This window comes from Candidatus Aminicenantes bacterium (assembly GCA_011049425.1).
GTDB lineage: Bacteria > Acidobacteriota > Aminicenantia > UBA2199 > UBA2199 > UBA876.
The window spans coordinates 1-25,759 of record DSBM01000165.1 but is presented as its reverse complement, the minus strand read 5'-3'; the positions used below and the strand labels follow the sequence as shown (position 1 = coordinate 25,759).

The window sequence follows — 25,759 nt, the reverse complement described above, 5'->3', positions numbered from 1 at the left end:
GAGCAGTCATGCTCTGCACGGTTCAAGCTGTTAAGGCACTGCCGAACGAAAGGGGGCAGAAACAGTCAGCGAAGGCCTAAACTGGTGTGATATGCTCTCTACCCGATCAATTTGACAATTTGCATAAAGTCTAACTGCCAACATTAAGTTAAATTATTTCGCTGAAACAAGCAAAAATATCGGCTGTAAAGCCAAAATGTCAAATTGTCAAGAACCGTCCCCTTACTGCGCCCTTTGCCAAGGTGCGTGGTTGCCTATTGTTTCTTAAGCGCGATATTGATCTCGATGGGCTTGTCTTTCACCTCGATGACCTGCTTGTGGGACGCGTATCCCGGACGAGCCACCTCGATAGTGTAATTACCCGGTCTGAGGCGCAGGTTGTCGATCTTGCCCGAAGCGGGAGCGATGCCCCAGAATCTGCCATCGAGGTAGATCGCGGCTTCGGCCGGCTGTACGTTCAGGGTGACATTGAGGGCATCCATTTCCAACTCTTCAGCAGCCGCTTCCATCTCTTCGGGGGGCAAAGCCTCATCTTCGGGAAGCGGTTTGGGCTCAACGGTTCTGGCTACCGGCTCTTGCGAAGGTTGCGCGGGTGAAACGGTCCTTCGGGGATCAAGGGGCCTCAGCCGCCGCCGCACGGTAATGCGACCGCCGTCGTAATCCCTCAGGTTAACCACTTCTTCATAGTAACCATCTCGCTTGATTATGATTTCGTGCCGGCTTCCCTGCAGGCGCAGGGCGGATTCCGGCATGGAGAATTCGTACGCTTCACCGATCAGGCGGCCGTTGAGCAGGATCATGGCGTCATCGGGGTCTACCTCAAACACGATGCGATAACTGCGGAAGTCATATCCCGGGGCGGTATCATAGGGAACGTGGATGGTGCAGGCACCCAGGAACAGCACGAACATGGACAATGCCGACAATTTCACAATTTTCATTATCTCCTCCTTTCTCAGGCGTAATGGGAAAAAGGACCGTTTGCTTTTGCCCTTCCTCCACCTCACCTTAGCAAAACCTTTGCCAGCAACCGCAGCCGTTGTTGTTGCGTTTTCCGGACAAGGTTCATCAATAATAACTGAATTCCCGTTGCTCTTCTTCCGCGGTCACGAAAATGGCCGGGGCATCCGAACGGGGGCAGACATTCTGGCAGATGCCGCAGCCGATACAAAGATCCGGCACCACGTAGATCTGGTTGACTTTCACGAGGCGGCCCTCGAAGTTCCATAATTCCACTTCCCGGAAATGGATGGCTTTCTCGGGAACCGGGCAGTGCTCTTCGCATACCGCGCAATTGTAACCGTCCGCGTAGGTGTAGCAGCGATTGCGATCGATCACCGCGGTGCCGATCTTGAACTCTTTCTTTTGTTGAAGATCCAGTGGTTCAATGGCGCGGGTGGGGCAGACCTCGGTGCAGCGGTTGCATTCGTATTCGCAATAGCCGAGGTTCGGGCGCAGCACCGGGGTCCACAAGCCATCCGCACCGGTTTCCAGGGCCGCGGGCTGGATCACGTTGGTGGGACAGACCTGCATGCATTGCCCGCAACGCACGCATTTCTCTAAAAATTGCTTTTCCTTGACCGCTCCCGGCGGCCGGATGAATCCGTGGATTTTTTGCCGCGCGCGTGGCCCCACCGCGGGCAGGGCCCCGACCACCAGCCCCGCCACCACGCCGCCCAGGACCCGGCGCCGGCCCAGGTCCAGCGGGGTCCGGCTCTGCCTGGAAGACGGGTATGAGAATTCAGTGGCCACGGCGTCATGGGGGCAGTCCACGGCGCAGTTAAAGCAAACCAGGCAGTCGGCTTTGTGATAGTCTTTGTAGGGGCTGCCGCCGTAGGTGCAATGGGCCGCACAGACATTACAGGACTTGCAGTGGTCCCCGGTTTTCAAACGCATCAGGCTGAAGCGGGAGATCAGGGCGTAAAGCGCGCCCAGGGGGCAGAGGGAGTTGCAGTAAAAACGCCGTCGCCACAGGTTCAGCGCCAGAATAATGAGCAGGATCAGGCCGATCAGCGCCGATTGGGCGAACGCGCGTTGTTCGGTTGTCAGCACGTGGCGGCGGGCCAGGCGATAGGCGGGTTTGAGAACCGTTGCCGTAACGCCCCCTTCTTCGGCCCCGCCCTTAACCAGTTGGTTGAGTCCGTGGTTGGCGGCCGGGGCCAGGGAGACGGCGGTGCTACGGGTGAGCAGTGAGAGTGGATCCAGCCAGCCGCCGATGTGGGTTCCCATCAACGCCATCACCACCACCAGGATCAGCACAACGTACTTGATGCGCAGGGCGCGGTGGGGAACCGGCTCGATCTTCTTTTTTTTGCCGCGGATGCCCAGCCAGGTAGAGAACTGATGCAAGGTGCCCAGGGGACACACCCAGCCGCAGAAAAAGCGCCCGAACACCAGGGTCAGCGCCACCGGGGTCAATGACCAGAGGAATACTTTCAGGACCGTGCCCGTTGCCAGGAAGTTCAGCACAAAGAGCAGGGGGTCAAAATAAAAGAACAGGCGGGAACCGGCTACCAGCAAGGCAAAAAACCCAACCAGGAAAACCACCTGAGACAGGACGCGCAATACGCGCAGGGAACGCGCCGTGGACCGGGTCATGTGAACCTCAGGCCGCCACGCGTTTCACCGAGATGGCGGCCGGATCCATCCGGCCCATGCCCAGTTCGTGTGCGGCGCGAATAAACGGCACCTCGGCTGGAATCCGGCCGAAGAGTTCGGCGGCGATGGTGTCCGCTTCCAGGATATTGGTCGAGGCGATCACCGTTTTCTTTTCTTCCACGTCGGACAGGCGTCCACCCACCGGGCCGTTGCGCAACAGGATGCGCCAGGCGTCCACCACCACCAGGTGAGAGGTGAAACCGTGGGCCAGATCGGCGATGTTTCCGCCCATGTTGCGGTGGAGCTTGCCCCGGCGTCCGCCCAGGATGCCGTAGAGGTTCTTCATGGCAATGGTTAACTCGGCGCTGCCGTGGTGTTTCAGAATGGGCACGTTGATAAACTTGTCGACTTCCAGGAAATCGCGGTATACCGGCCATTGCTGGAGGTACTCGCCCTTGAAATCATGCATTACCAGGCGGTTGTCATCGGTGTGGCGCACGTCCAGTCCCAGTTTGCGCGCCATCTCCTCGATGCCGCTGCGGGAATATGTATCTTCGGCCTTGTGGCAGGGGCGGTCCATGACGATGACTTTCTTGGCGCCCGCGTCCAGGGCCGTTTCCGCCAGGGCGCGCAGCACTTCCGGGTTGGTGCAGGCCGCCTGCTCCACCTTGCGGTTCCAGCCGATATTGGGTTTGAGCATCACCACGTCGCCCTTGGAAATGAATGTTTTCATGCCGCCCATGGCCGCGATCACGGCCAGGGTGGTGGTGTGGGGATCATCGCCGCTTCCACTCACCACCGCCGGGGCCGCTTCCGGGGCGTTGCTCCGCAGCCATGGCGAAATGGAAAGCGCGGTAGTCGCAGCCAAACTGGTTTTTACAAAGTCTCTGCGTTTCATTTTTATCACCTTTTTATCTGGTTCGGGACACCAACGTCCCTTTTCGCAGATTTTATTATAGCGGGATGGGAACAGGCTTTCAACAATACAGAGTTGAAGAGTTGGAAAGTTGAAGAGAAGGTGACCCGCCTTCGCCAAGGCTACGGCGGGCAGGCAGGTATCAGGTGACAGGAAGGCAGGAAGGCAGTCGAAAGTTGAAAGTCGAAAGTCTAAAGTAAAAACAAAAACCCGCAGTGACTATCTCATCTGAACTTCTTCCCCACCCTCAACTCCCTCAACTGTCTCAACTTCCCAACTTCTCAACTCCCTCAACATCTTCCCGTCTGTTATTATGCTACAATGGCTTTTTCCCCGCCTGGAGGATTGATGCCCGATTCGAACCTGCTGCAACACGTCGCCGCTGCATGCGCAACCCCCCTGGAATCCGTTCGGCAGGTTGCCGGCCTGCTGGACCAGGAGATGACCATCCCCTTTATCGCCCGTTACCGCAAGGAAGTCACCGGAGGCATGGATGAAGTGGCGCTGGAAAAGATCCGTGACCACCTGGACGCAGCAAGAGAGTTGACGCGGCGCCGGGTCACGGTGTTGAAAACCATTGAGGAACAGGGCAAGCTGACCGGGGAACTGCGGACCCGGATCGAGTCCACCTGGTCCCGCACCGAATTGGAAGACCTGTATCTGCCCTTTAAGCCCAGGCGCCGCACCCGCGCCGCCATGGCGCGGGAAAAGGGTTTGGAACCGCTGGCTGCGGCGCTCCAGGATCCTGCTTTACCCGGTGATCCCGAAACCATGGCGTTGCCCTGCGTTGACGCAAAAAAGGGATTGGAGAGTGTGGACGAAGTACTCAAGGGCGCGTCGGACATCCTGGCCGAGGGTTTCAGCGAGCATGCGGAGCTGCGGCGCTTGATCCGCGAGCGGGTGTGGCGCACCGCGTTCCTGGAAGTGGAAGTGCGCAAGGATTTCCGGGATCAACGCACAAAATTCGAACAGTATTACAATTACTCGGAGCCATTGCGCAACCTGCCGTCCCACCGCATCCTGGCCATCCGTCGCGGCGAAAAGGAAGATGTGCTGCGCAGCCGTGTGGCCGTCGACGCCGACGAACTTGCCGCCCGTTTCCGCCATCTATGCATTCCCGCGCGGCATATCCGCGGTGAATTCCTGGTTGGTATCCTGGTTGACGCCCTCAAGCGCCTGGTACTTCCCTCCGTTGAAACCGATATTCACGCGGAGTTGAAACAACGGGCCGACGAAGACGCCATCCAGGTATTTGCCGCCAACCTGAAGGAATTGCTCCTGGCCCCGCCCGCGGGAAACGTGCGCGTCCTGGGCGTGGACCCGGGCTTCCGCACGGGATGCAAACTGGCCGCGCTGGACGAAACCGGCCGCCTGCTGGAACACGCCGCCATCTATCCCACCCCGCCCCGCAACAGCGTGGAGGCGGCCCGCAAGGAATCCCTGCGCCTGATTCGGGCGCATGCCGTGCGTTTCGTGGTAATCGGGGACGGCACGGCTTCGCGTGAAACCCGGGCGTTTTTTGCCGGCATTGTCCCCGCCGGGGTGACGGTCACAGTGGTCAGCGAGGCCGGTGCCTCGGTATACAGCGCTTCGGCCGCGGGCAGGGAAGAGTTTCCGGACCTTGACGTAACCGTACGCGGAGCCGTTTCCATCGGCCGGCGTTTCCAGGATCCCCTTTCCGAGCTGGTCAAGATCGAACCCCGTTCCATCGGGGTGGGTCAGTACCAGCACGATGTGGACCAGGCACGCTTGAAGGAACGCCTGGACCGGGTGGTGGCCTCCGCGGTAAACGCCGTAGGCGTGGATACAAACACCGCGTCTTCGCACCTGCTGCGCTACGTATCCGGAATCGGTCCGGTACTGGCGCGAAACATCGTGGACCGGCGCGACAGGGAAGGCCTTTTTCGCAGCCGGCAAGATCTGAAACGGGTGCGTATGTTCGGCGACAAAGCGTTTTTGCAGAGTTCCGGATTCCTGCGTATCCACAACGGCAGCCAGCCGCTGGATGCAACGGCCATTCACCCCGAAGCTTACCCGCTGGCGCAACGCATCTGCCGCGCCGCCGGCAAAGCGGTGGGCGAGGTGATCGGTCATGCGGCTTCCCTGGAGGGAATCTGTCCCGGGAATTTCGTGACAGATAAATTCGGCCTGCCTACGGTCAACGATGTGATCCGTGAACTGCAGGTCCCCGGCCGCGACCCCCGCCGCGCTTTCGAAGTGTTCGAATACGCGGAAGGCGTGTCTGAAATCAGCGACCTGGAAGCGGGGATGGACCTGCCCGGAAAGGTGACCAATGTGACCCGTTTCGGGGCTTTCGTGGACATCGGGGTCCACCAGGACGGCCTGGTGCATGTTTCGGAATTGTCACGCAAGTTTGTTGCACGCCCCGAGGAAGTGGTGGCCGTGGGCCAGGTCGTCCGCGTGCGGGTCCTCTCGGTGGACCCGGAACTCAAACGCATTCAACTCAGCATGAAATAAACTGGGGACGGTGCTTGTAAGTATGTAAATACGGATTTTTGGATAATCAGAGTTGAAAAGTTGAAGATAAGGAGACAGGTGGCAGGAGACAGCTACTCGCCGAGTTTGGGACGCCCCCATTTTTGCATCAAAGCGCTAATAAGCACATCATCACAGTTCAGACAAGCATTCTGAGCTGAGCTGCCTGGCCGGTTTCCTCATAACTTACACTACTTAGTGTCATCACAGGGCTTTGTCTGTTTACTTTCGACTTTAGACTTTCGACTCAGTTTTCACCGCCTCTTGCCCATAGCCCCTCGCCCTCCAACTATTGACTTTACCCCGGCTTTGGTGTATCTTTTATACCGCTTTGGACGACCGGGCGGTTAGCTCAGCTGGTAGAGCATCGGTTTTACACGCCGGTGGTCAGAGGTTCAAGTCCTCTACCGCCCAGTGCTGCGTCGGACGGGGTCGTAGTTCAGTTGGTTAGAACGCAGGCCTGTCACGCCTGAGGTCGCGAGTTCGAGTCTCGTCGGCCCCGCCATTCCGACCAAGTCTCCGGGTGACACCGGGGAACCCTCAGGTTGGGGGCGATCTGGGTTCGACAGTATTGATGTAGCCCGGGCTGCAGGTGGAGCTGAGTAACTCCATAAAGGCTCAAACAACGAAACGCAAACAACAATTTTGCGCTCGCGGCTTAACACTTAAGTCGCCGTTCGTTTCTCTCTTTCCTGCGGGGGGAAAACGGGCGTCATCCAGCAGGATGGTACCCAACGCAACGCTTCCGGGCGTTCGGGTGCGAGACCACAGGGGAGGCCGACGGGAAACGGTTTTGTCCGTTTTTGACGTTCCCGGTCGTATGAAAAGCGGAACAAACCTGTAGATGCCCTGGTGGATTCAGTATTGGACGGGGGTTCGATTCCCCCCGCCTCCACCAGCCTTCGCCAAGGCTTCGGCTGGCAAGCCGCCGGACTGACTAAGGCGTATGAAGCTTATCCCGCCCGTCAACAGCCGTCTTTTTTCTTTGTTTACTCCGCTGACCCCGTGCTCATAAACATAGTGCGGTTTTTTACCCAGGATACCAGGATACGGTTGTCCGCGGAGGCCACAAGCCCCAGGGGATAATAGTTGTCCGGATTGACGGCTTGAGTCGTTACCTCGGTCGGCGCACTCCAAGTTGCGCCGTTGTTAATTGAGCGGCGGAAGAAAATCACTCCGTCCTCCACCCAGGCGATCATGAGGTTGCCCAGATCATCGTAAGTCAGTTTCAGGAACCCCGGCTTACCGCCGGCCTGGGCCAGGAATCCCTTTTCAGCCGTCCAGGTGGCGCCTTTATTCGAGGAAGTCCGTACTCGCACACTTGCTCCGTTCCACAACCAGGCCGCCGCCACGTCACCGTCCCCATAGGCGCATTTATTCAAGAACGAAAACCCGGTTGCGTCCCGCATTCTTGCCGGCATAAAGGGCGGCATCGGCCCGCAGCATGACAGCTTCGGCGCTTTCACCCGGGCGGTAGACGGTCAGCCCCAGGGTGAGGGTGACCCGGGTTACTCCGCCGGCGATTGTGGTCACTTTTTCTTCCACTGTCCGGCGGATCTTTTCAGCCAGGACGCGAGCGCCCTCCAGGTCCGTCTCTGGAAGCAGAAACATGAATTCTTCGCCGCCCCAGCGACCGACGAAATCCTGGGCGCGCAAAACATGTTGAAAAAGCCTGGACAACCCAATCAACAATTGGTCCCCGACATCATGCCCGTGAGCGTCGTTACAGAGTTTGAAATGATCCACATCCGCCAGTATCAAGGCATAATTCTGGCCGGTACGCTTGCTCCTGATTTGCTCGGCATCAATCTTTTCGCGAATAGAGCGACGGTTGGCCAGGCCGGTCAGATCATCGGTCAGCGAAAGGGCCGAGACTTGCTGGAAAACTTTTTCCAGTTCCGCGTTTTTCGCTTTCAGGACCGCCGCTGAGCGCATCTTGAGCCTGGCAAGGCTGACCAGTACCAGCACCAGTAGAGCCAGCAAGGCTGCCACCAGTCCCAGCAACCTGTTCAAACGTGTCCGGTCTCGGGCCTGCTTTTTCATAATCGCCAACTCCTGTTCGCGGCGCTCGGTTTCATAGATCAAACGCAATTCCTGGATTCTTTTGTTGCGAGCTTCATCCATGAGTTCTGATCGCAGTAAGCCGGCTTGCTTGTAAGTATTCAGGGCGGCACCGGGCTGATCTGAACCGGAAAGGCTGTCAGCCAGTCGTTCCAGCGCTTCAACCCGAACACTGCGGTCATTGAGTTCTTTGGCCAGGTCAACCGCTTCCCGGAGAAAATCCACGGCTTTTGACCAATTTTTTTGCCTGATTTCCAGCTCTCCCAGCTTGACCAGGTTGAAAAGAATACCCCGCCGCCTGTTCCTGGCCCGGCTGATGGTCATCGACTCATTAAGAAAAGCACGTGCTTCTTGTGGACGGTCCAGGTAAGTGGCGGACGCCCCGGCATTCGTCAATAGAATGGTTAGCAGGTAGGGGTCATCCAGTCCGCGGGCGATTTCCAGGCCGGCCAGGTTTTCGGCCAGGGCTGCTTCCATCTGTCCCGATTGCTGGTGAATCGAGGCCAGGTTGGCCCGGACTCCGGCCAGTCCCTGGGTGAAACCTTCTTTTTCATAAACGGCCAAAGCCTGCCGATAATAGTCCAGGGCTTGAGGCAGACTGCGATCAGCCCTGCACACGTTGCCCACCGTGGCCAGTAGATGGCCCACCCCCAGGCGCAACTCCGGCTCATCCTGCTTGGCAACCAGTTCGCGGAAGATGCGCAAGCCGGCCAGATAATGTTCCATGGCTACATCGTGGTTGGCAATGTAGTAGTGGGCGTCTCCCAGGCGCCTGAGGCAACGGGCCTCCTGCTTCCGATCCCCGGTGATAGCGAATGCTTCCCGGGACCGGCGCAGGTATTCCATGGCTTTCAGGTAATCGTGATCGGCAAGAGCGGCATCTCCCAGCAGATAAAGCGCCCGGGCCCGCAGATCAGAGCGGCGACCTGCCTCTGCCTGGTCCAAAACACTCTGGGCCACTTGTCGGGCTGAGGCCGGGTCATGCGGCAGTGATCGGGCAGCCTGATCAAGTAACTCTTCTGGTGAATCCGCGCAGAGTGGTTGAGGAATAAGGGATAAAAAACATGCGGAGATAAAAATCGATCGGAGTATAAAGAAAAGGTTGGCACGCGGCACAACCAGCGGAAAATCAGATTCAGAGCGAGCCATGGCAGCATGATACCAGAATCGGAGCCAGGAATTAAAGTCGCGGGTCTTGCAATTCAAGACCCCGATCGGCAATTTTTGGGTTTTGCCATTTGATTCTTGTTGTTCTCCCGCTTAGAATCTTTTTGAGGAGAAACATTTGGGCAAAGAGAACCGCGTGGTGACAGAGCGAGCTGAAATGGATGAGGTCCTTCGTGGTTGTAAAGTGTGCCGCCTGGGGGTGACGGATGACGGCGAGGCTGTCTATCTGCATACGGGGCTGAAGGGGCGAAAGATCGAGATCCTGCACCGCAACCCCCGGGTATGCCTGGAGTTTGATATCCTGGACGGCATGATCGAGGCGGACCGGGGTTGTGGCTGGAGCATGCGCTTCCGTTCGGTTCTGGTTTTCGGCACCGCGGTTGAATTGAACGATACCAAAGAGAAACGCCGCGGTCTGCGCGCGATCATGGCCCAGTACAGCCCCGGGGACTACACTTTCCCGGATGAAATCCTCGAACGCACTGCGGCGATTCGCGTGGAAATCGATTCCATGACCGGGCGCAAAAAAGGGGCGGTTCGCGAACCGCCCTGTAGAACGTAGAAGGTGAAAACGAAAATCCGACCCTAAGTGATCACAACATAGGTATCAGGATATGAGTTTTGAATAAAGAGGACATGGGCAGGGGAAACTGAGTCGAAAGTGGAAAGTCTAAAGTCGAAAGTGAAAACTTTAAAAACCTGTTCAACTTCTTCCCGTTTCAACTTTAACAACCCACAAGAAACGTAAGAGATCCTTTTTTTTTCAACTCTTCAACTTCCTCAACATGTCTGTTCTCAAAAAAGGACGCTTTCGACGCTCAAGGCAGACGAATATTTTGCAACAATTTAATTGTGATGTCAAACGAGTCTATAACCAACGAGTCTATAACCACATAGATGTCCGGGATTATCTGGAGCGCTTGACCGGTTGGCTGGATCGCCCGAAGACAGAAGCGGAAAAGGCGACAGATGCCCGACTGGAGCGGATTCTGGACAAATGCGCAGCCTATTGCCGCAGGTTGTACGGTTCCTCTTTTGATTTTGTCTGCATCGAGAAGGTGCGCGAGAAACTGCCCGGTTCAGAAGCGCCCCAGGGATATTTCCGCGCGGATCTGCGGCCCGTTGTAGACAGTGACACCTTGATCACTGAATACGATTATCGCCTGGTACGCAAGGACCGCAAGATCCGGGAAGTTCGCACCCGCATCCGTGTCAACGGCCGCAAGGTGGATGAAGAGGTGGTCGAGGCGCCGCAGGATCACCCGGGGGTGGAAAAGATCATTTTCGGGCCCTGGCGATGTTTGAACAACGCTGGCAATCGTATCACAACTATTGGATTCTGGGTAAAGAGACATTGGAAAACGCAAAGGCGGTGGTTCAGGCTGAGTACGATGCGCCGCGCGCGGCAGGGGATAATGTTGCTGCCCCCAATCTTCCGTGTACCTGCAGCCTAGAAGGGTCTGGCACCCGAAAGTCACGGTGTCCCAAAATGTCCATAATTGCTTGACATTGGCATACACGTTCCGTATAATCACGGTCATGAAACAGAACAACGCAATTTTTGCAATGGTTTTTCTGGCCTTTTCACTGGTTTGCGCCCAGACTCTTCCCGCATCCATCCCGGATCATTCGGGAGCTGCCGTGCGTGTCTCCTTTTTAGATCAGGTCTACAATGGACGCCTATTGGCCGTAACATCCGACACCGTAGTGATCTCAGTGACCGGAACCGACCAGATCCTTGGCTTTTCCGCGGACAAAATCAAAAGGCTCAAATTCCGCAGAGGCGGTTTCTTGCCGGGCCTTCTCAAGGGCACGGCAGCCGGTCTGGCAATCGGTCTCATCGGGGTTTCCGGCAACAGCGGCAGCAGCGGCGGATGGCTGCAGATTGATCTGAGCGGTATGGTGGTCACACTTTGTGCGGCGGGCGGTGCCGTAACCGGAGGGCTAGTCGGGGGACTCAGCGGTGGAAAATCCTATAGGCTGTCCCGAATGAAAGCTGAAAAACGGTCCAAAGCATTGAACAGGATCCGATCCAAGGCCGAATTTGTGACTCCCGATCTTCCGGACCTCATCAACGAACGCATGATCCGAATATCCCGATGAGGCCAACACGGGGGCCGGTGCGTATAAACGTATAAACTTGGGCCCGATAAGCGAAAGCTCTTTTATGAATGTACCGAACCATTGATTTGATTCAAGGACACTTTATACGTTTATACGCACCGGCCCCAATGATTGCCAAGCCTGCCCCTGCGTTTGCTCTTTCTACGGTGAAAGCGTACACTTGAACCATGGTTCCACGTGTCACCATCCAGACCATAGGAATTGTCCATTCTCCTTACCATACCCGTGAAGAGATGCCCATCCAGCCTCCGGGCGCGGCGTATGTGGAGGGGACAGTGGAGGTGTTCTCCCGCTATGCCGGGGGGCTCGCGGACCTCGACGGCTTCTCGCATATCTACCTGATCTATCGCTTTCATCGCACCCGCACGGTGCGCATGCGCGTGATCCCATTTCTGGACACGGTTTATCGCGGCGTTTTCGCCACGCGCTCGCCCAGCCGGCCCGCCCATATCGGGCTCTCCATTGTTGAACTGCTGGCCGTGGACGGGAATCGGCTACGGGTACGCGGCATCGACATCCTGGACGGCACGCCCCTGCTGGACATCAAGCCTTATGTACCGGGGTTCGACGACCGCCGCGGTGCCCGAACTGGATGGCTCTCCGCGGACATGAAGCGCATCCGCCGGCAACGAACGGACGATCGCTTTTCCTGATAAAGGTGACGGTGCCTGTAGGTATGGAAATGCGGGTTTTTGGATTCTCGCTGGCTATCATGCAAACTCGCACGCATCAGCGAAAGGATCAACACAGAGTGGACGACCAACCGGCCGGGAAGAACGCGGTAAACAAAAGCAGGAGAACCAACATGAAAAAACAACTGGGAATCTGGAAACTTGGATTGGGCCTACTCTTCGTTGTCACGACAGTCGGGGCTTTTGCGGAAACCTCGCCCTATGCCGAACGCAGGGCCAGCTTAATGAAAAGCATTAAACAGGGACCGGTGATCCTGTTCGGTGAAACCGACACCCACCCGGGCAAGCGTTTCCGCCAGGACAATGATTTTTTCTACCTGAGCGGGATCAACGACCCCTGTGCCGTGATGGTGATAAGTGCTGAAAACGACCGTACCGTGCTGTTCCTGCCGCGCCAGTCCGAACGCGAGCGCATGATCGACGGCGAAAACATGTTGCTGGATCCGGATGCCCCGGGTCGCCTGGGAGTCGGCGCGATCTATTCCGCATCCTACCTGGACGAATACCTGGCGCGCATCCTGAGGCGCTCCGGTTCGCGCCTGTGGGTCCGCCTTTCCCCGGCGGATCCACAGGACGGCAGCCGCTGGGAGACCGGAATCTTTACCGCCCGGGCCGGCCGCTGCGCCTACAACGATGTCCCCACCCTCGACCAGCAGCGGGTCAAACGCCTGCGGGAGCGTTATCCCTTTGCCGAGTTAGGGGACATATCTCCGGTCCTGGACCGCATGCGCATGATCAAGGATGCGCACGAAATAGAGATCCTGCGGCGAAATGGGCGCATATCCGCGGAGGCCGTTGTCGCCGCCATCAAAGCCACCCGGCCCGGGGCGATGGAATACGAGTTGGAAGCCGCGGCTGTCGGCCATATCCTGAAAAACGGCGCCGACGGTCCCGCTTATGCCCCCATCGTGGGGTCCGGCCCCAACTCCTGCGTGTGGCATTACAACCGCAACCAGCGAAAAATGCAGGCTGGTGAAGTGGTGTTGATGGATTTCGGCGCTGATCTGGAGCATTACGCCATGGACATCACCCGCACCTGGCCGGTTTCAGGCAAATTCACCCCGGAACAGCGAAAGTTGTATGCCACCGTGCTGGCGATCCAGAAAGCCAGTATCGAGGCGTATCGCCCGGGCGTGACCCTGGCGGATGTCAAGCGTCACGTGGCCCATCGCATGCGCGAGTGGAAAATCCCGGATCGCGGCCTGGAAGGTGTGATCCACCATTACGTGGGACTCTCCACCCACGATGTGGGTCAGGAAGGATTGCCACTGGAAGCGGGCATGGTGTTTACCGCGGAACCGGGGCTGTACGATTCAAAGACGGGTATCGGCATCCGCATCGAGGACACGGTGCTGATTACCCCGGACGGCTGCGAGGTGCTCTCCCGTTTCGTGCCCAAGGAGATAGACGAGATCGAGGCGTTGATGGCAAAAAAGAAAGTTGAAGAGGGAAGAAGTAAAAAAGGTGACAGGTTGCAGGAAGACAGGTGACAGGGACAGCATTGGTGGGGGCGAAAAATCATTCGCCCCTATTGCGAATCCCTGATCCGTCCGCAACGAGAAGTGGGGCGGGCCCCGGTACCCGCCATCAGGGCGGCCAGGCCATATGCGGCCACGGCCATAGCCAGGGGCGCCGTGAAGCCAAAAACAACCGCCAGGATGGTCGCACCACTGGCGCTGACCACCGATGCGAATCCGTCCAGGCCCCAGGCCCAGGCAATGCGCGCCCGATTGGGTTCTTCGACCCAGCGTAATCCCAGCGGAAAAGGAAAACCCATCAGAAAGGCCGGAGGAAGCAGGATCAGACCGCCGAGCAGTGCGCGGAGCGTCAGGGGAAATCCTATGGTGAGCTTGAAAAAGGCCGGCAGAATCAGAATATAAGCAAACAGCAATCCCGCCAGAACCGCGTTCACCCTGCAGGCTTGAACCCGAAAATTTTTCAGGCGGGAGGAATAGAGGCTGCCCGCCCCCATGCCAAGAAGAAGAACGGCGATGACGCCGGCAACCGCCATCAACGGGTGCCCCCAGTATAGAATGAATCGCTGGATCATGATGATTTCCCAGAACATGAAGCCGCAACCGACCGCCAGAAAGTAAAACAAGGGCTTGCCGAAACCCCTGGCAACTCGTCTGAGGCGCAGCAACGGCAGAGCGATCAGGATCAGGCTGATCGCGGCAATCTGCAGGAAAGTCAAGATGAGCGTCGGCAGACCGATTTCCACGAAAGGAGATTGATTTTCCAGGAATAGATCACGATAAGCTTGCCAATGCTGCAGGGTAAGAAAATGTTTAAAATAGGGCCGGTTATCCGATGGGGAAAAAATCGCGAAAGGATACTTCCGGGCCAATTGGGACTGTTTTTGAGCGAGGATCTTGCGCAGGCCGACAACCAGTGTGTCATCGTCAAGGTTGTGATAACTCTGCGCTTTTGTTGCCGTTGGTTCCAGATTGTCGCCGACCAGGTCAAAACCAAGCCGGTCGGCAAAAGTGACCGCCGACTCCACTTGTTCAGGCTGAAACGAATTCCTGGATATTACAACAACCATCTGAGCCCAGTTGCGCAGGATGACAACGTGTTTTCTAGGGTTATTCAAACCTTGCCTGACCAGGACGTCCGCCAGGAGAGCGGCCAGGCGCAGGGAAGCTCGCGGCGGGTAATCGATCCAGGCTACGGCCGAAATCATGCCTCCGGGATTCAATCGGCTCCACATTTCAGATATTGCCTCAACCGTTAACGTATAATCCTCCTCCAGGGCACGCAGTCCGGAATCTCCTCCGAACCCCCCCACGGCAGGCAGTACAATCAGGTCGTAGCCATTCGCCTCATGGGCGGCTGCTTTTTTCGAAAGCCAGGCCCGGGATGTTCCCGCAACCCATTTCACTTTGTCTCCATTCGCATGCAGCGCAGTGTTGGCTGCGGCCATACCGCGGACGATCGGATGAGACTCCACCGCGATTATTTCCCTGGAATCATGGGCCAGGGCATGGGTCACGGCCACCCCGGCGCCCGCTCTCAAAACAAGTACTCTATGCGGTTTTTTCAGGGCGTAGGCCAGTCCGGCCGGTGTGGCGTCCGTTATATGCTGATTCCCTGGATCCTTGGGCGGCAACAGCACCCCGTATTGGTTGCCGTTGACGAATACAACCGGAGCGCTGGGCGGGGTGCCGCGGAATTTCAGACTCAGGGCCGGAGCATAACGCAACGCCGGCGACTCTACGACATGCACTTCTCCATAGGGACTGGGAAACGGACCTTTGACCATGCGATCCGGCATGTCCAATGCCCTGGAAAGATCCTTGTAGACGGATGGCTGGAATTGCGGCGGCCGGATCAACCCAACCAGGCAGACCAGGCCCAGAAGAACTCCGGCAACTTGTTTTCTTTGCAACAGGCCGGCAATTCCGGCAGCCGCCCAGGCAACCAGGGCCAAGAAGGCTCCGGCTTGAGAGGCGGATATGAATGTCAACAGCAGGAGAGTTATCGGCCCTCCCAGGGCCGAACCGGCCAGGTTCCAAGCATAGAGAGCGCCGATCCGTTCCGGTGTGGCGGCGAATGCCAGGCCAATGGCCAGGGCCCCGAAAAAGAAAGGCATAAAAAAAGCCAGGTATGTGAAGACCAGCTTGAGGGGAGATCCTCCGGTTATGAACAATTCCATCATATCAAAACCAATTCCCGGAAGCGCAGCCAGGAAAGGAGCCAATGTAAGGGCCGCCGCGGCCGCAGCCATGCCGAGGGGCACCCAGATTGCGGCCCTTTTCAGCAGTGAGGATCCGGCCAATGCCAGCCAGGTACCGCTGACCCCGAAGCCAAGCATGGCCACCGCGATGATCATATGCGCGAAGTGAGACCATTGCGCCTGGGCCAGAGCCTGCATCAGGGAAATCTGGCTGCCGATCAGTGCCGCTGAAAACAAACCGATGGCCGGGCCGTTGCGGTAGTATTTCAAATCAACTCCCGGATCTGGTAAAGGGCACGAAGCGGACCGGCATCAAGTTGCGGGAGATGATCTTTTGCTTTTTTTTCTCGATCAGCATCAACTGCTGCGTTCTCAATGGCGAGCCTACCGGGATGATCATGCGGCCGCCGTCTTTCAGTTGTTCGATCAATGGAGGCGGAATGAACTCAGTGGCCGCCGTGACGACAATGGCGTCAAAAGGCGCCGCTTTCGGCCAGCCGTGATAACCATCCGCTTGTCTTACCCGGATATTTTCATAGCCCAGTTCGGACAGCCTTTGAGCCGCTGTATCGGCCAGGGGAGCGATGATTTCAACCGTGTAGACCTCATTTACGATTTCGGCCAGTACCGCCGCCTGGTACCCGGAACCACATCCGATCTCCAGGATGCGGTGATCCGGTTGGGGACGCACCGCTTCGGTCATGAAAGCCACGATAAAAGGCTGGGAAATGGTCTGTCCATATCCGATCGGCAGGGGACGGTCCAGGTAGGCCGCGGCGGCCAGGTTTGCCGGTACGAAGAGATGGCGTTTGACGTTTTGCATGGCCTTCAGGGTGGCGGGGTGCGTGACACCCCGCGCGGCGATCTGGGTGCGCACCATGTCCAGGCGCCGGGCTTTGGGTTCAGGAACATCGGCGTTTGAAAAACCGATCAGGCCAAGGAACAGGAGCGCCAACAGAATTTTTACTTTGTTTTCTTTTCCCCGCATGAAAAAATTTTATGTTTCCGCAATTGAATTGTCAAAAAATCGGATCGGTGGCTGGGCTTGCCTTGCCGCCTGAATTCTTGCACAATAAAATTTGGCAAGTGGCCGGAGGCGATCGGCAAGTGGAAACTGAGTCGAAAGTTGAAAGTCGAAAGTAAAGAAGAGGAGACAGGAGGCAGGAGACAGTGACACGGGAAGTTCGCGAACCGCCCGTACTGTTTTTTCCGCCTTCAACTCCCTCAACTTGTTGTTTTATTTGGATCATTTGGATTTGGGAAATTGGAAATTGTCTGGGATTTAGAATTTGGGATTTTGGATTTCAGTCCCCAATGACGCTTGCACAGCAAGCTGATGTCAAGTTTTACTGCTTCCTCAATGACAAGTTTATCTGAATGACACTTACGCTTTTGTTTTGATCATTTTGATTTTGAATTTGTTTCGCATTTCGTGCTTCGATTTTGATGGTTTTGTCTACCTTCTACTCTGTTTTTGCCGCCTTCTTTTCCGCGAAGCGCAGGAAGCGGGACTGCACCTGCTTTTGCATCATCTGTTTGTGGATGGGGCCCAGTCCCAGCAGAACATTGATAAAGCGCGACAGAATGCGATGGGTCCAGAGGTGGTAGTTATCAAAGATCAGGTTGCCCAACTTGCCGGTATCGATGGCTGACCGGATCATGCGCTCGAAGCCGTCTTTGGGTGTATCGTTCAATTCAGCGCGCCGCTCCATGCGGATGGCCCCGGTGGGGCAGAAGCAGCTGCATACGCCGCAGCCGATGCAACGGTCCAGGTTTACCAGGAAGGCTCTTTCCCCGGCATCGTCTTTTCCTTCATGGATGGCGTCGACAGGACATTTCTGAGCGCATTTGCCGCAGTTGATGCACAAGGAAGGATTGATTGCGGCCTCGAAGTTGGTGTGGATGTTTCTCACATAGCCCAGGCGCTTGTAGGCCAGCAATGCTTCGCAGCAGCAACTGCAGCAATTGCAGATCCAGGCCACTTCGTTGCGCACATTGTCGCCGATATGTACCAGTCCCAGTTCTTCCACCCGCCTGATAATTTCGTGGGCTTCCTCTTTAGAGATTTCGCGCGCGATATCGTGATCGATCAGGCTGCGGGCCGTGCCGTTGAAGGTGAGGCAGACATCCTGGGGATTATCGCAGGCTTTGCCCAGATGCTCCATTTTGTGGCGGCAATAACAGCGCCCGACCGAAATGCAGGAAGATGAGTCGATAACATGGGATACGCGTTCATAATCCAGGACCTCTGAAAAGGACTCTTCAGGGATCTGGTCTTCGTGGACAAATGCCCGGTCGATGGGCGGGTTGATGTGCAGGATGTGGACGAAATCGGGTTCCACGTTGATGTACTGGTGATACAGTTCAGACAGCAGGCGGGCGTCGAAGCGCCCGTCCGTGCGCATCAGTGAGAACTCGAAAAAGCCGGCCATGGTGGGTGCGAGGATAAACTTGCGTTCTTCTCCGGCCTTGAAGTCCAGCATCAAGCCCTTGTCCGCCAGAGTGTCCAGTATGGCCTCGGCCTCGGAATGCGGCTTTTTCCAGGTTTCCGCCGCGGTTTCCACGGTAAAGTAGCGGAAGGGCAGGCGGGACACCAGGCGGGCTTCCTGTTCGGAGAAGAGTTCCTTGAGGATGCGGAAAAGGGCTTCCGATTCCGGCGCCCCCTGGGGCGAGCGGTCCAGGCGTTTCTGCAGGTTGCGATATGCCCGGGAAACATTGGCGTGTCCCATTTAACCACCTTGGCCGGCTTCCGGTATCTGCACGCGCACGGCCGGCCCCAGTATGAGGGGGTAACGGCTGTTTGTCAATGGAGGATGCAAAGTTGAAAAGCTTTGAAAACCTGTTTGGCGTCTTTCCTCTTCAATCCTTCAACTTTTCAACTTTTGGTTCTCTTACGTTCTGTGTGGGTAAATATATATTGGGAATCAGTAAGCAGTTGTGAGGAAGAGTACCCGCAGGGCATAAAGCATAAGCGAACGCAAACGTAGGTTCCGGGGACCCATGGTCTGAGACAGAATGGTCGGCTGAGGGGTACTCACCGAAGACGAAAGATGGCCTCGGAAACATCCCGAACATCCACCATGGCCATCTTAAGCCGTCGAAGACCGCAATGGGTCTGAACCGAAGTGGTGAGCGGTGATTTATGCCCGAAAGGGTACTCTCCTGAAGCCTTATCATTTTTTCAAATAAGTATAACCCCCAAACCCACACAAAATGGAAGAGAACCCAACTTTTCAACTTTAATTTTTAAACCAACCCGCGGTGCGGCGGCAGATTCCCACCAGCATGAGCATCACCGGCACCTCGATCAGCACCCCGACCACCGTTGCCAGGGCGGCACCGGACGAGAGGCCGAACAGCATGACCGCCGTGGCGATAGCCACCTCGAAATGGTTGGAGGCCCCGATCATGGCGGCAGGCGCGGCGTCCCGGTATGGCAGTTTTAACAGTTTGGCCGCCCCGTACCCCAGGGCGAAAATCAGCATGGTCTGGATGAACAGGGGCACGGCGATCCACAGGATGGTCAGGGGATTGGACGAGATCACATCGCCCTTGAAGCTGAACAAGAGAACCAGGGTGATCAGCAGCGCCGTGATGGTGACGGGCGTGAGCAGGGGCAGAAACTTTTCACGGAACCATTCTTCTCCCCTGGAGCGAATGATCCAGCGGCGCGAGAAAAATCCAGCCACCAGGGGCAATGCCACGTATACGCCGACCGATAGGAGCAATGCCTGCCAGGGAACGGGAAGGCGGCCCACACCCAGTAAAAACCCGCCCAGGACGCCGTAAAGAACAAGCATGATCAGGGAGTTTATGGCAACCATCACCAGGGTCAAACCATCATTGCCGCGGGCCAGGTAGCCCCAAACCAGCACCATGGCCGTGCAGGGGGCGATACCCAGCAGGATGGTTCCGGCGAAGTAGCTGCGCCACAGGGGAATTTCAAGCATCTTGATGCCGTCGTGCAGTACCACCGTGCCGGCGCCGTGCTCTGCGCCCAGGGGCAGGTCCAGGCCGAAGGGCATTTTTACCAGGTCCACCGCTTCGGGGCCGATCAATCCTTTAAACAATATACCCAGGAAAAGCATGGAGATGGCGTACATGGTGAAGGGCTTGATGCACCAGTTGATAAACAAAGTGAGGAATACGGGCTTGCCGCTTTTGCCTGCCTTGATCACGGCGGCGAAGTCGATCTTGACCATGATGGGATACATCATGAAAAACAGGCACACGGCAATGGGAATGGAAACCACGGGCGCGCCTTTGATCATCACGGACATCCCGTCCAGGCTTTGGGCCAGGCCCGGGGCCAGACGGCCCAGCAGGATTCCCCCAAGGATGCACAACCCCACCCACAATGTGAGGTAGCGCTCAAAGATACTACTCATTCTGCGGTTGCTTTCCAGCACATCCGGTTGGTTCATGATTGACTCCTTGCACAAATGGGGAGGATGAATTTATGAATTCATCCTTCGTCCCCATGAATAGGTTTCCGGGCGGTGATCATCGCGGAGCGGACATATTCCTCCGCGCCGCTGCCGGGGAACCAGTCACGGAGGAAACGGGTGCTGTCTTCCCGTACTTCGACGGATACGTCCACAAAGCCGGCATCCCGCAGCATGTTTTTGACGTCGTTGACCAAGGCCGCCCCGGCGACGCAGCCGCTGAGGGCGTCCGGGTCTTTCAGGATTTTTTCAGGCAAGGGTTTAACGGCCACGATATCGGAAACGGCCAGTCGGCCGTTTTCGCGCAATACCCTGAAGGCGTCACGGAACACCTGTTGCTTGTCGGGGGAAAGGTTGATTACGCAATTGGACATGATGACGTCTACGCATGCGTCCGCCACGGGCAGGTGTTCGATTTCACCCAGGCGGATCTCCACGTTATGGTATTGGCCTTTGCGGGCGTTTTCCCGGGCCTTGGAAACCATCTCGGGTGTCATGTCCACGCCGATCACCCGGCCTGACTCTCCCACCCGGCGGGCGGCCAGGAAGCAGTCGAACCCGCCTCCGCACCCCAGGTCGAGCACGGCCTCGCCGGCCCGCAGTTGCGCGATGGCCTGGGGGTTGCCGCAGCCCAGCCCCATGTCGGCTCCCTCGGGGACCGCGGAGATCTCTTCACCGGAATAGCCGAGTCCGGCCGAAGCGCCCGCCGACCCCGGGGCCTGGGAACAGCAACCGCTGTTGCCGCAGCATGATCCGTTTTGTTTCGCGATCTCCCCATAGCGTTTGCGCACATCCTGACGGAGGCCATCTTTTTCACTGTTTTTCATTAATTTTCTCCATAGTGATATTTAGGGACGGAGGATGAATGTATAAATTCATCCTTTGTCCCCGTAAGGTGGTTTTTCATCATGATCGTTACCAATTCGCGGAATCATCTCCGGCAGTCTTTCCACCAATGCCTTGATCTCATCGCGCACGCGGCGGTAGACCGCGAGTTTTTCCTCCAGGTCCGCCATGTGCGCGGTCAGGGACGGCGGGTCATCGAAGCCGCGGTGTATGGCCGGCACAGGAGCTGGGAACACAGGGCAGGCCTCGGCGGCGGCGTCGCACACCGTGACCACCAGGTCGAACTCGCGGCCCCATACGTCCGATACCGGCTTCGATTTCTGGGTGGACATATCCACTCCGGCCTCGGCCATGACGCGGACAGCCAGGGGGTCGACCGTGCCGGAGCGGATGCCGGCGGAGGCCGGTTCCAGGTTCAATGCAGCCAGGTGTCGCGCCCAACCTTCCGCCATCTGGCTGCGGCAGGAATTACCCGAACACAAAAACAAAACCTTATGTTTGCGTTCACTCATTTTTTCTCCGTGCGTTTTCATCCCAGGTTCAGACCGAACAGATACGTGATACTGAAGTAAACACCGATCACAATAAACAGCACTCCAGTGATTCTCCGCGCCCACTTTTCGAACGCGCTGATGCACTGAAAAGCCCGGGCGATGCGGTTAGCGCCCAGGGCCAACAGCAGGGCGAAGAGAAATACCGGTACTGCCGTGCCGACACCGTAAACCGCCGGCAGCAGTATCCCGGATTGTTGCGACACGGCCAGGGGCAACAGAAATCCAAAGAAAAGGGCGGCGGAAGTGGGACAGAAAGAGAGAGCGAAGATGATTCCCAATAGCCCAGCTCCCCAGATTCCCATGGATTCCGCTTTGCGTTGGATTCCCCGGCTGATTCCGGAGCTTTTTGTCGTGATTTTCAGGATATCCAGCAGGACCAGCCCCACCAGGATCAGGAGGGGCCCCAAAAACCGGTTCATATGCCTCTGCAGGCCGAAAGCCACCGAAGGTACGGAAAGCGAGGTGGAGACCAGTATGATGCCCAGCACCAGGTAGGTGAGCATCCGTCCTGCCGTATACAAAAGGCCGGAAAGCAGTACGCTGGAGGGGCGGTCCACCCACCGCCCCACGTAAGAGACCGCGGCGATGTTGGTGGCCAGGGGACAGGGGCTGATGGAAGTCAGAATCCCCAACCAGAATGCCCAAACCACGGCTACATACCATGCATTCATTCGCGTTCTGCCTGCCGGATCTCGCGGATTTCATCCTGGATATAGTTAGTGAAATCGGACTCGTCTCCTACCAGTTCCCACACCCGGTCCAGGCGTTTCCATGCGGTTTCCTTTCCGTCCTGCCGACGGACAAAACCACGGAACGGGAAAAGAGTTGGTAATCCTGGATGAAGTGGCGGTTTTCCTTCAGGTCCACGTTGACTGCCCGCAATTCCATCTCGCCTTTTTCCAATTCATCGGCGAAACCATTGTTCACGGCCTGCCGGGTGTACTTTTCGATGGTCAGGCACGTGCGGCAGCGGGAATTTCCGTGAAAGTAGTACACCACGGTCTTGGGAACATTGGCCACTTCTTCGGAATTCGCAAAGACGGGTTGATTATTCCCGGCGGGAATCAGCATCAGAAATACGATGGCGATTGCTTTTAAGTACATATGCATCAGCATCCTCCTTTCTGTCTTTCGAGTAATTGTGCCATCGACATGGATCTACCCGGCCAGCAGGGTTTTTAATTCGGCCGGTGACGGCACCTTGCCCACTACTTTGACTTCACCGTCCACCGCCAGGGCGGGGGTCATCATCACCCCGAAAGCGATGATATCGTTGATGTCGCTGACTTTTTCCAACTCATACTCCAGGCCCAGTTCATCCGCCGCGGCTTTAGCGGCCCGGGTCAGTTGTTCGCACTTCGGGCACCCCGTGCCCAGGATCTGAATTTTTTTCATGTGTGCCTCCTCTGAAAATCATCCAAAGAACGCGCCGAAAATCATGCCGCTGAGGGTGGCCATCACCACCACCAGCAAAATGAAAACCAGGGTCTTTTTCGTGCCCATGATGCCGCGGATTACCAGCATGTTGGGCAGGCTCAGGGCGGGGCCGGCCAGCAACAGCGCCAGGGCCGGTCCTTTGCCCATACCCGCTCCCAGCAGTCCCTGGAGTATGGGTACTTCCGTCAAGGTGGCAAAATACATCAAAGCGCCGGAAATCGATGCGAACAGGTTCGCGCCAAGTGAATTGCCGCCCACCAGCCCGGCGATCCAGTGTGAGGGGATGAGGCCTTCCTGCCCGACCCGCCCCAGTAGAATTCCCGCGGCCAGCACGCCCAGCAAAAGCAGCGGCAGGATCTGCTTGGCAAAGTCCCAGGAAGATGCGAACCATTCCTTTGCTTCTCCCTTGTCCGTGGCCGCTGCAAGGGAGAGTCCGACGATTGCCACGGCAAAAGGAACCAGGGGGTTGTGCGGAACCAGCAGCGCCGCGGTGGCCGTGGTTGCGGCGATGAGTCCCACTTTCCAGGCTTTCAGGCCGAACCACGAGACCAGCATCACTCCCAGGCCGGCGGCGGCCAGGGCGGTCAACATCCACTTGGCGTTGAACACGGCTACCCAGAAACCGGAAGCATTCTCGGGACGGCCCCAGTTGGCGAACACCAACACCCCGACTAGGGCGGTAAAGAACAGGGCGTTCTGCCACAGCGGGCGTGAAGGTTCCTCAACGGGCATACTCGCTGCCGCGCTGTTACGCGCGTTTTCCTCTCGTCGGAAGATCAGGTGCATGAGCAGGCCGATGATCACACTGAATATAATTGCACCCACGGCGCGGGCGATGCCCAGTTCCAAGCCCAGCACCCGCGCGGTCAGGATGATGGCCAGGACGTTGATCGCCGGGCCGGAGTAGAGAAAAGCCGTGGCCGGCCCCAGGCCGGCGCCCATGCGGTAGATCCCCGCAAACAGGGGCAGCACCGTGCAGGAGCACACGGCCAGCACGCTGCCCGATACCGAGGCCACGCCGTAAGCAATCACCTTTTTTGCGCGGGCACCCAGGTACTTCATGACCGCTCCCTGGCTGACGAACACCGCTATGGCACCGGCGATAAAGAAAGCGGGGATCAGGCAGAGCAGCACATGCTCCCGGGCGTACCACTTGACCAGGTGAAAGGCTTCCAGCAGGGCGCGGTCAAAACGGGTGGACCCGATGGGAAGGTAAAAGACGGCCAGGAACGCGCCGACCATCAAAACCATTTTTTTCCATTCCTCTTTCCAATTCATGGTTTTTCCTGCATGACAAAAGTCAGGGCGCGGGAGCGCTCTTTCAATACGGCCTCCACGCAGTCCATGAAGTTGAGGATGCAAGGCACAACCAGGCGGTAGATTACCTGGCGTCCGCGCTTTTCATCAGCTATGATGCCCGCGGCTTTCAGCAACGAGAGGTGGCGCGATATGGTTGAAAAATCCGCGTCGATTTCATTGACGAACTCGCACACACAGCGTTCCCCCGTGGAAAGCTGCTCCACCATCCACAGGCGGGTGGGGTGGGCCAGGGCCTTGAGTACCTGCGCCCGCTCGCCGCAGCGTTGCTTTTCGTGCTCGGTCATGCGGTCCTCCGTTGTATATTTGGCAAAATAACCAAATTTAGAGGGCGTGTCAAGAGGGCAAAGAAAAAAAAGTTGGAGAGTCTGAAAGTTAGAGTACCCTTTCGGGCATAAAAGGGAAGAAGTAAAAAAAGTACGGGCGGGTTTGAAACCCGCTCCTACACTGCCTCCCGCTTTCCTGCCACCTGTTACCTTCTTTCCTGATTGCTTTTCCTGAACCGGTCGGCCCTAACGGGTTTTGGGAACACGATGACCGCGCGTCTTCAGAACTGGTTGTATCGACTTTTCGGCATCGACAAGAAGGATATCGCCGCCCTGGAACAGGAGCGCAAGCGCAAGATGCTGATCCGGGTCATCACCTTGATTATTACGACCGTTCTCGGGACACTTGCGGCCGTACGGAAAGACTGAATCCTGGCGTGGATTGACGCGGTCATGTTTGTCGCCCTGGCCGGTACCCTGGTTGCTTTCCGCATGGGCATGAACCATGAGCGGGTGGCGGAATTGCGGGATAAAATCGCGGAAATCCGCAGCCTGCAGGGGATTCTGCCCATCTGTTCCCATTGCAAAAAGGTTCGCAACGACAAGGGCTACTGGGAACAAGTGGAGATGTACATTCAAACCCATTCGGACGCCCGTTTCTCTCACGGCATCTGTCCCGAATGCGCCGGCAAACTCTATCCCGGATTGGCGCCTTCCAAAGAAGCGGAAGACTGATCATCCCCAAGATTATTCGTTCAAGTGGCGGCGCTTAAGGATAACCAGAAAAACATTGATCCCGAAAAGAGCCGCCGCCGCGTAAAGCAGAATGTCGGTTTTCTCGATGATGCCGGCGTTGATCAGGTATTCCTTGTAGATCAGGATGGCCATGTAGAACACCATGCTGTAGAAAACGGTGTTCTTTTCCTTAAACAACACTTTGCGCAGGTTGAAAGGTACTGAGGGCCGAGGGTAGAGGCGGAAACCGGGGATGATACGCGGAGTCCGGCGCCGGTACTCCTGGTAGGCATCACCGTACTGGCCGGTCAAGTACGCCTCCTCTGAGTAGATAATAAATGTATAGAGCACCACCAGGTACAGATAAAATGGAATAAACGCGAACAAATTGGCAAAAGTGATCAGCAGGCCGCTGTAGACGATGAAGTT

General features: G+C 57.0%; 23 protein-coding genes, 2 tRNA genes and 1 other RNA gene. 10 read left to right on the top strand and 16 right to left on the bottom strand.

What is annotated here, in order from left to right; genetic code table 11:
* Nucleotides 1-254 precede the first annotated feature (254 nt).
* The 3 genes from ENN40_11735 to ENN40_11725 form a co-directional block, all read right to left on the bottom strand.
* Complete coding sequence (locus ENN40_11735; protein HDP96009.1) at nucleotides 255-941, bottom strand: PEGA domain-containing protein; 687 nt, start codon at nucleotides 939-941, stop codon at nucleotides 255-257.
* Nucleotides 942-1,068: 127 nt separating this feature from the next.
* Nucleotides 1,069-2,598, bottom strand: a complete 1,530-nt coding sequence (locus tag ENN40_11730; GenBank protein ID HDP96008.1) for a 4Fe-4S dicluster domain-containing protein — start codon at nucleotides 2,596-2,598, stop codon at nucleotides 1,069-1,071.
* Nucleotides 2,599-2,605: 7 nt separating this feature from the next.
* The gene (locus ENN40_11725) at nucleotides 2,606-3,496 is read right to left on the bottom strand and encodes a DUF362 domain-containing protein (GenBank protein ID HDP96007.1); all 891 of its coding nucleotides are present in this window, start codon (nucleotides 3,494-3,496) and stop codon (nucleotides 2,606-2,608) included.
* A gap of 339 nt (nucleotides 3,497-3,835) precedes the next feature.
* Between ENN40_11725 and ENN40_11720 the strand changes: the two genes are divergently transcribed.
* The 4 genes from ENN40_11720 (at nucleotide 3,836) to ssrA (ending at nucleotide 6,908) form a co-directional block, all read left to right on the top strand.
* On the top strand, nucleotides 3,836-5,992 hold the full coding sequence (locus ENN40_11720) for an RNA-binding transcriptional accessory protein (GenBank protein ID HDP96006.1): 2,157 nt from the start codon (nucleotides 3,836-3,838) through the stop codon (nucleotides 5,990-5,992).
* 359 nt (nucleotides 5,993-6,351) lie between these two features.
* Nucleotides 6,352-6,424: transfer RNA gene (locus tag ENN40_11715), tRNA-Val, on the top strand.
* A 14-nt stretch (nucleotides 6,425-6,438) separates the two neighbouring features.
* Nucleotides 6,439-6,515 (top strand) — tRNA-Asp (locus ENN40_11710).
* 42 nt (nucleotides 6,516-6,557) lie between these two features.
* Nucleotides 6,558-6,908, top strand: a transfer-messenger RNA (tmRNA) gene (gene ssrA, locus ENN40_11705).
* 91 nt (nucleotides 6,909-6,999) lie between these two features.
* On the opposite strand, the gene ENN40_11700 is transcribed toward ssrA, so the two are convergent.
* Nucleotides 7,000-7,392, bottom strand: a complete 393-nt coding sequence (locus tag ENN40_11700; protein ID HDP96005.1) for a hypothetical protein — start codon at nucleotides 7,390-7,392, stop codon at nucleotides 7,000-7,002.
* On the bottom strand, nucleotides 7,385-9,220 hold the full coding sequence (locus ENN40_11695; protein ID HDP96004.1) for a diguanylate cyclase: 1,836 nt from the start codon (nucleotides 9,218-9,220) through the stop codon (nucleotides 7,385-7,387). Before ENN40_11695 ends, ENN40_11700 begins: the two co-directional genes overlap by 8 nt.
* Before the next feature lie 136 nt (nucleotides 9,221-9,356).
* Between ENN40_11695 and ENN40_11690 the strand changes: the two genes are divergently transcribed.
* The 5 genes from ENN40_11690 to ENN40_11670 all read left to right on the top strand — a co-directional run bounded on the left by ENN40_11690 (nucleotide 9,357) and on the right by ENN40_11670 (nucleotide 13,544).
* A complete protein-coding gene (locus ENN40_11690; protein HDP96003.1) occupies nucleotides 9,357-9,800 on the top strand; it encodes a pyridoxamine 5'-phosphate oxidase family protein in 444 nt (147 codons plus the stop codon).
* 274 nt (nucleotides 9,801-10,074) lie between these two features.
* Nucleotides 10,075-10,692 carry a hypothetical protein gene (locus ENN40_11685; GenBank protein HDP96002.1) on the top strand — a complete coding sequence of 206 codons (618 nt, stop codon included), beginning with the start codon at nucleotides 10,075-10,077 and terminating at the stop codon, nucleotides 10,690-10,692.
* Between the two features lie 85 nt (nucleotides 10,693-10,777).
* The gene (locus tag ENN40_11680) at nucleotides 10,778-11,341 is read left to right on the top strand and encodes a hypothetical protein (protein ID HDP96001.1); all 564 of its coding nucleotides are present in this window, start codon (nucleotides 10,778-10,780) and stop codon (nucleotides 11,339-11,341) included.
* A gap of 188 nt (nucleotides 11,342-11,529) precedes the next feature.
* Nucleotides 11,530-12,015 carry a tRNA (N6-threonylcarbamoyladenosine(37)-N6)-methyltransferase TrmO gene (tsaA, locus tag ENN40_11675; protein HDP96000.1) on the top strand — a complete coding sequence of 162 codons (486 nt, stop codon included), beginning with the start codon at nucleotides 11,530-11,532 and terminating at the stop codon, nucleotides 12,013-12,015.
* Complete coding sequence (locus ENN40_11670; GenBank protein HDP95999.1) at nucleotides 11,955-13,544, top strand: M24 family metallopeptidase; 1,590 nt, start codon at nucleotides 11,955-11,957, stop codon at nucleotides 13,542-13,544. The genes tsaA and ENN40_11670 overlap by 61 nt, the downstream gene beginning before the upstream one ends.
* A gap of 38 nt (nucleotides 13,545-13,582) precedes the next feature.
* Here the strand turns inward: ENN40_11670 and ENN40_11665 are convergent, their stop codons facing one another.
* The 11 genes from ENN40_11665 to ENN40_11615 all read right to left on the bottom strand — a co-directional run bounded on the left by ENN40_11665 (nucleotide 13,583) and on the right by ENN40_11615 (nucleotide 24,616).
* Nucleotides 13,583-16,000: a hypothetical protein gene (locus tag ENN40_11665; protein HDP95998.1), complete on the bottom strand. Its 2,418-nt coding sequence runs from the start codon at nucleotides 15,998-16,000 to the stop codon at nucleotides 13,583-13,585.
* Between the two features lies 1 nt (nucleotide 16,001).
* Complete coding sequence (locus tag ENN40_11660; protein HDP95997.1) at nucleotides 16,002-16,718, bottom strand: protein-L-isoaspartate(D-aspartate) O-methyltransferase; 717 nt, start codon at nucleotides 16,716-16,718, stop codon at nucleotides 16,002-16,004.
* A gap of 475 nt (nucleotides 16,719-17,193) precedes the next feature.
* Complete coding sequence (locus ENN40_11655; GenBank protein ID HDP95996.1) at nucleotides 17,194-18,459, bottom strand: (Fe-S)-binding protein; 1,266 nt, start codon at nucleotides 18,457-18,459, stop codon at nucleotides 17,194-17,196.
* Between the two features lie 510 nt (nucleotides 18,460-18,969).
* A complete protein-coding gene (gene arsB / locus ENN40_11650) occupies nucleotides 18,970-20,154 on the bottom strand; it encodes an ACR3 family arsenite efflux transporter (GenBank protein ID HDP95995.1) in 1,185 nt (394 codons plus the stop codon).
* Between the two features lie 41 nt (nucleotides 20,155-20,195).
* Nucleotides 20,196-21,002: an arsenite methyltransferase gene (gene arsM, locus ENN40_11645; protein HDP95994.1), complete on the bottom strand. Its 807-nt coding sequence runs from the start codon at nucleotides 21,000-21,002 to the stop codon at nucleotides 20,196-20,198.
* A gap of 48 nt (nucleotides 21,003-21,050) precedes the next feature.
* Nucleotides 21,051-21,533 (bottom strand): arsenate reductase ArsC, encoded by a 483-nt coding sequence (locus tag ENN40_11640; protein HDP95993.1) that lies wholly within the window; start codon nucleotides 21,531-21,533, stop codon nucleotides 21,051-21,053.
* Nucleotides 21,534-21,550: 17 nt separating this feature from the next.
* The gene (locus ENN40_11635) at nucleotides 21,551-22,246 is read right to left on the bottom strand and encodes a sulfite exporter TauE/SafE family protein (GenBank protein HDP95992.1); all 696 of its coding nucleotides are present in this window, start codon (nucleotides 22,244-22,246) and stop codon (nucleotides 21,551-21,553) included.
* Nucleotides 22,247-22,313: 67 nt separating this feature from the next.
* Nucleotides 22,314-22,685 (bottom strand): hypothetical protein, encoded by a 372-nt coding sequence (locus tag ENN40_11630; GenBank protein HDP95991.1) that lies wholly within the window; start codon nucleotides 22,683-22,685, stop codon nucleotides 22,314-22,316.
* Between the two features lie 48 nt (nucleotides 22,686-22,733).
* Nucleotides 22,734-22,970 carry a thioredoxin family protein gene (locus ENN40_11625; protein ID HDP95990.1) on the bottom strand — a complete coding sequence of 79 codons (237 nt, stop codon included), beginning with the start codon at nucleotides 22,968-22,970 and terminating at the stop codon, nucleotides 22,734-22,736.
* An 18-nt stretch (nucleotides 22,971-22,988) separates the two neighbouring features.
* The gene (locus ENN40_11620; GenBank protein ID HDP95989.1) at nucleotides 22,989-24,290 is read right to left on the bottom strand and encodes a hypothetical protein; all 1,302 of its coding nucleotides are present in this window, start codon (nucleotides 24,288-24,290) and stop codon (nucleotides 22,989-22,991) included.
* Complete coding sequence (locus ENN40_11615; GenBank protein HDP95988.1) at nucleotides 24,287-24,616, bottom strand: ArsR family transcriptional regulator; 330 nt, start codon at nucleotides 24,614-24,616, stop codon at nucleotides 24,287-24,289. Before ENN40_11615 ends, ENN40_11620 begins: the two co-directional genes overlap by 4 nt.
* Before the next feature lie 432 nt (nucleotides 24,617-25,048).
* On the opposite strand from ENN40_11615, the gene ENN40_11610 reads away from it, so the two are divergent.
* Nucleotides 25,049-25,330, top strand: a complete 282-nt coding sequence (locus tag ENN40_11610; GenBank protein ID HDP95987.1) for a hypothetical protein — start codon at nucleotides 25,049-25,051, stop codon at nucleotides 25,328-25,330.
* Nucleotides 25,331-25,759 lie beyond the last annotated feature (429 nt).

Bases quoted from the DNA above. Each gene is read 5' to 3' on its own strand.
- ENN40_11610 (HDP95987.1), top strand. From the start codon at position 25,049: ATGTTTGTCGCCCTGGCCGGTACCCTGGTTGCTTTCCGCATGGGCATG.
- ENN40_11625 (HDP95990.1), bottom strand. From the start codon at position 22,970: ATGAAAAAAATTCAGATCCTGGGCACGGGGTGCCCGAAGTGCGAACAA.
- arsB (HDP95995.1), bottom strand. From the start codon at position 20,154: ATGAACCAACCGGATGTGCTGGAAAGCAACCGCAGAATGAGTAGTATC.
- ENN40_11660 (HDP95997.1), bottom strand. From the start codon at position 16,718: ATGCGGGGAAAAGAAAACAAAGTAAAAATTCTGTTGGCGCTCCTGTTC.
- tsaA (HDP96000.1), top strand. From the start codon at position 11,530: ATGGTTCCACGTGTCACCATCCAGACCATAGGAATTGTCCATTCTCCT.
- ENN40_11695 (HDP96004.1), bottom strand. From the start codon at position 9,220: ATGGCTCGCTCTGAATCTGATTTTCCGCTGGTTGTGCCGCGTGCCAAC.
- arsM (HDP95994.1), bottom strand. From the start codon at position 21,002: ATGAAAAACAGTGAAAAAGATGGCCTCCGTCAGGATGTGCGCAAACGC.
- ENN40_11670 (HDP95999.1), top strand. From the start codon at position 11,955: ATGGCTCTCCGCGGACATGAAGCGCATCCGCCGGCAACGAACGGACGA.
- ENN40_11655 (HDP95996.1), bottom strand. From the start codon at position 18,459: ATGGGACACGCCAATGTTTCCCGGGCATATCGCAACCTGCAGAAACGC.
- ENN40_11720 (HDP96006.1), top strand. From the start codon at position 3,836: ATGGCTTTTTCCCCGCCTGGAGGATTGATGCCCGATTCGAACCTGCTG.
- ENN40_11635 (HDP95992.1), bottom strand. From the start codon at position 22,246: ATGAATGCATGGTATGTAGCCGTGGTTTGGGCATTCTGGTTGGGGATT.
- ENN40_11680 (HDP96001.1), top strand. From the start codon at position 10,778: ATGAAACAGAACAACGCAATTTTTGCAATGGTTTTTCTGGCCTTTTCA.
- ENN40_11630 (HDP95991.1), bottom strand. From the start codon at position 22,685: ATGCATATGTACTTAAAAGCAATCGCCATCGTATTTCTGATGCTGATT.
- ENN40_11640 (HDP95993.1), bottom strand. From the start codon at position 21,533: ATGAGTGAACGCAAACATAAGGTTTTGTTTTTGTGTTCGGGTAATTCC.
- ENN40_11730 (HDP96008.1), bottom strand. From the start codon at position 2,598: ATGACCCGGTCCACGGCGCGTTCCCTGCGCGTATTGCGCGTCCTGTCT.
- ENN40_11615 (HDP95988.1), bottom strand. From the start codon at position 24,616: ATGACCGAGCACGAAAAGCAACGCTGCGGCGAGCGGGCGCAGGTACTC.
- ENN40_11725 (HDP96007.1), bottom strand. From the start codon at position 3,496: ATGAAACGCAGAGACTTTGTAAAAACCAGTTTGGCTGCGACTACCGCG.
- ENN40_11620 (HDP95989.1), bottom strand. From the start codon at position 24,290: ATGAATTGGAAAGAGGAATGGAAAAAAATGGTTTTGATGGTCGGCGCG.
- ENN40_11735 (HDP96009.1), bottom strand. From the start codon at position 941: ATGAAAATTGTGAAATTGTCGGCATTGTCCATGTTCGTGCTGTTCCTG.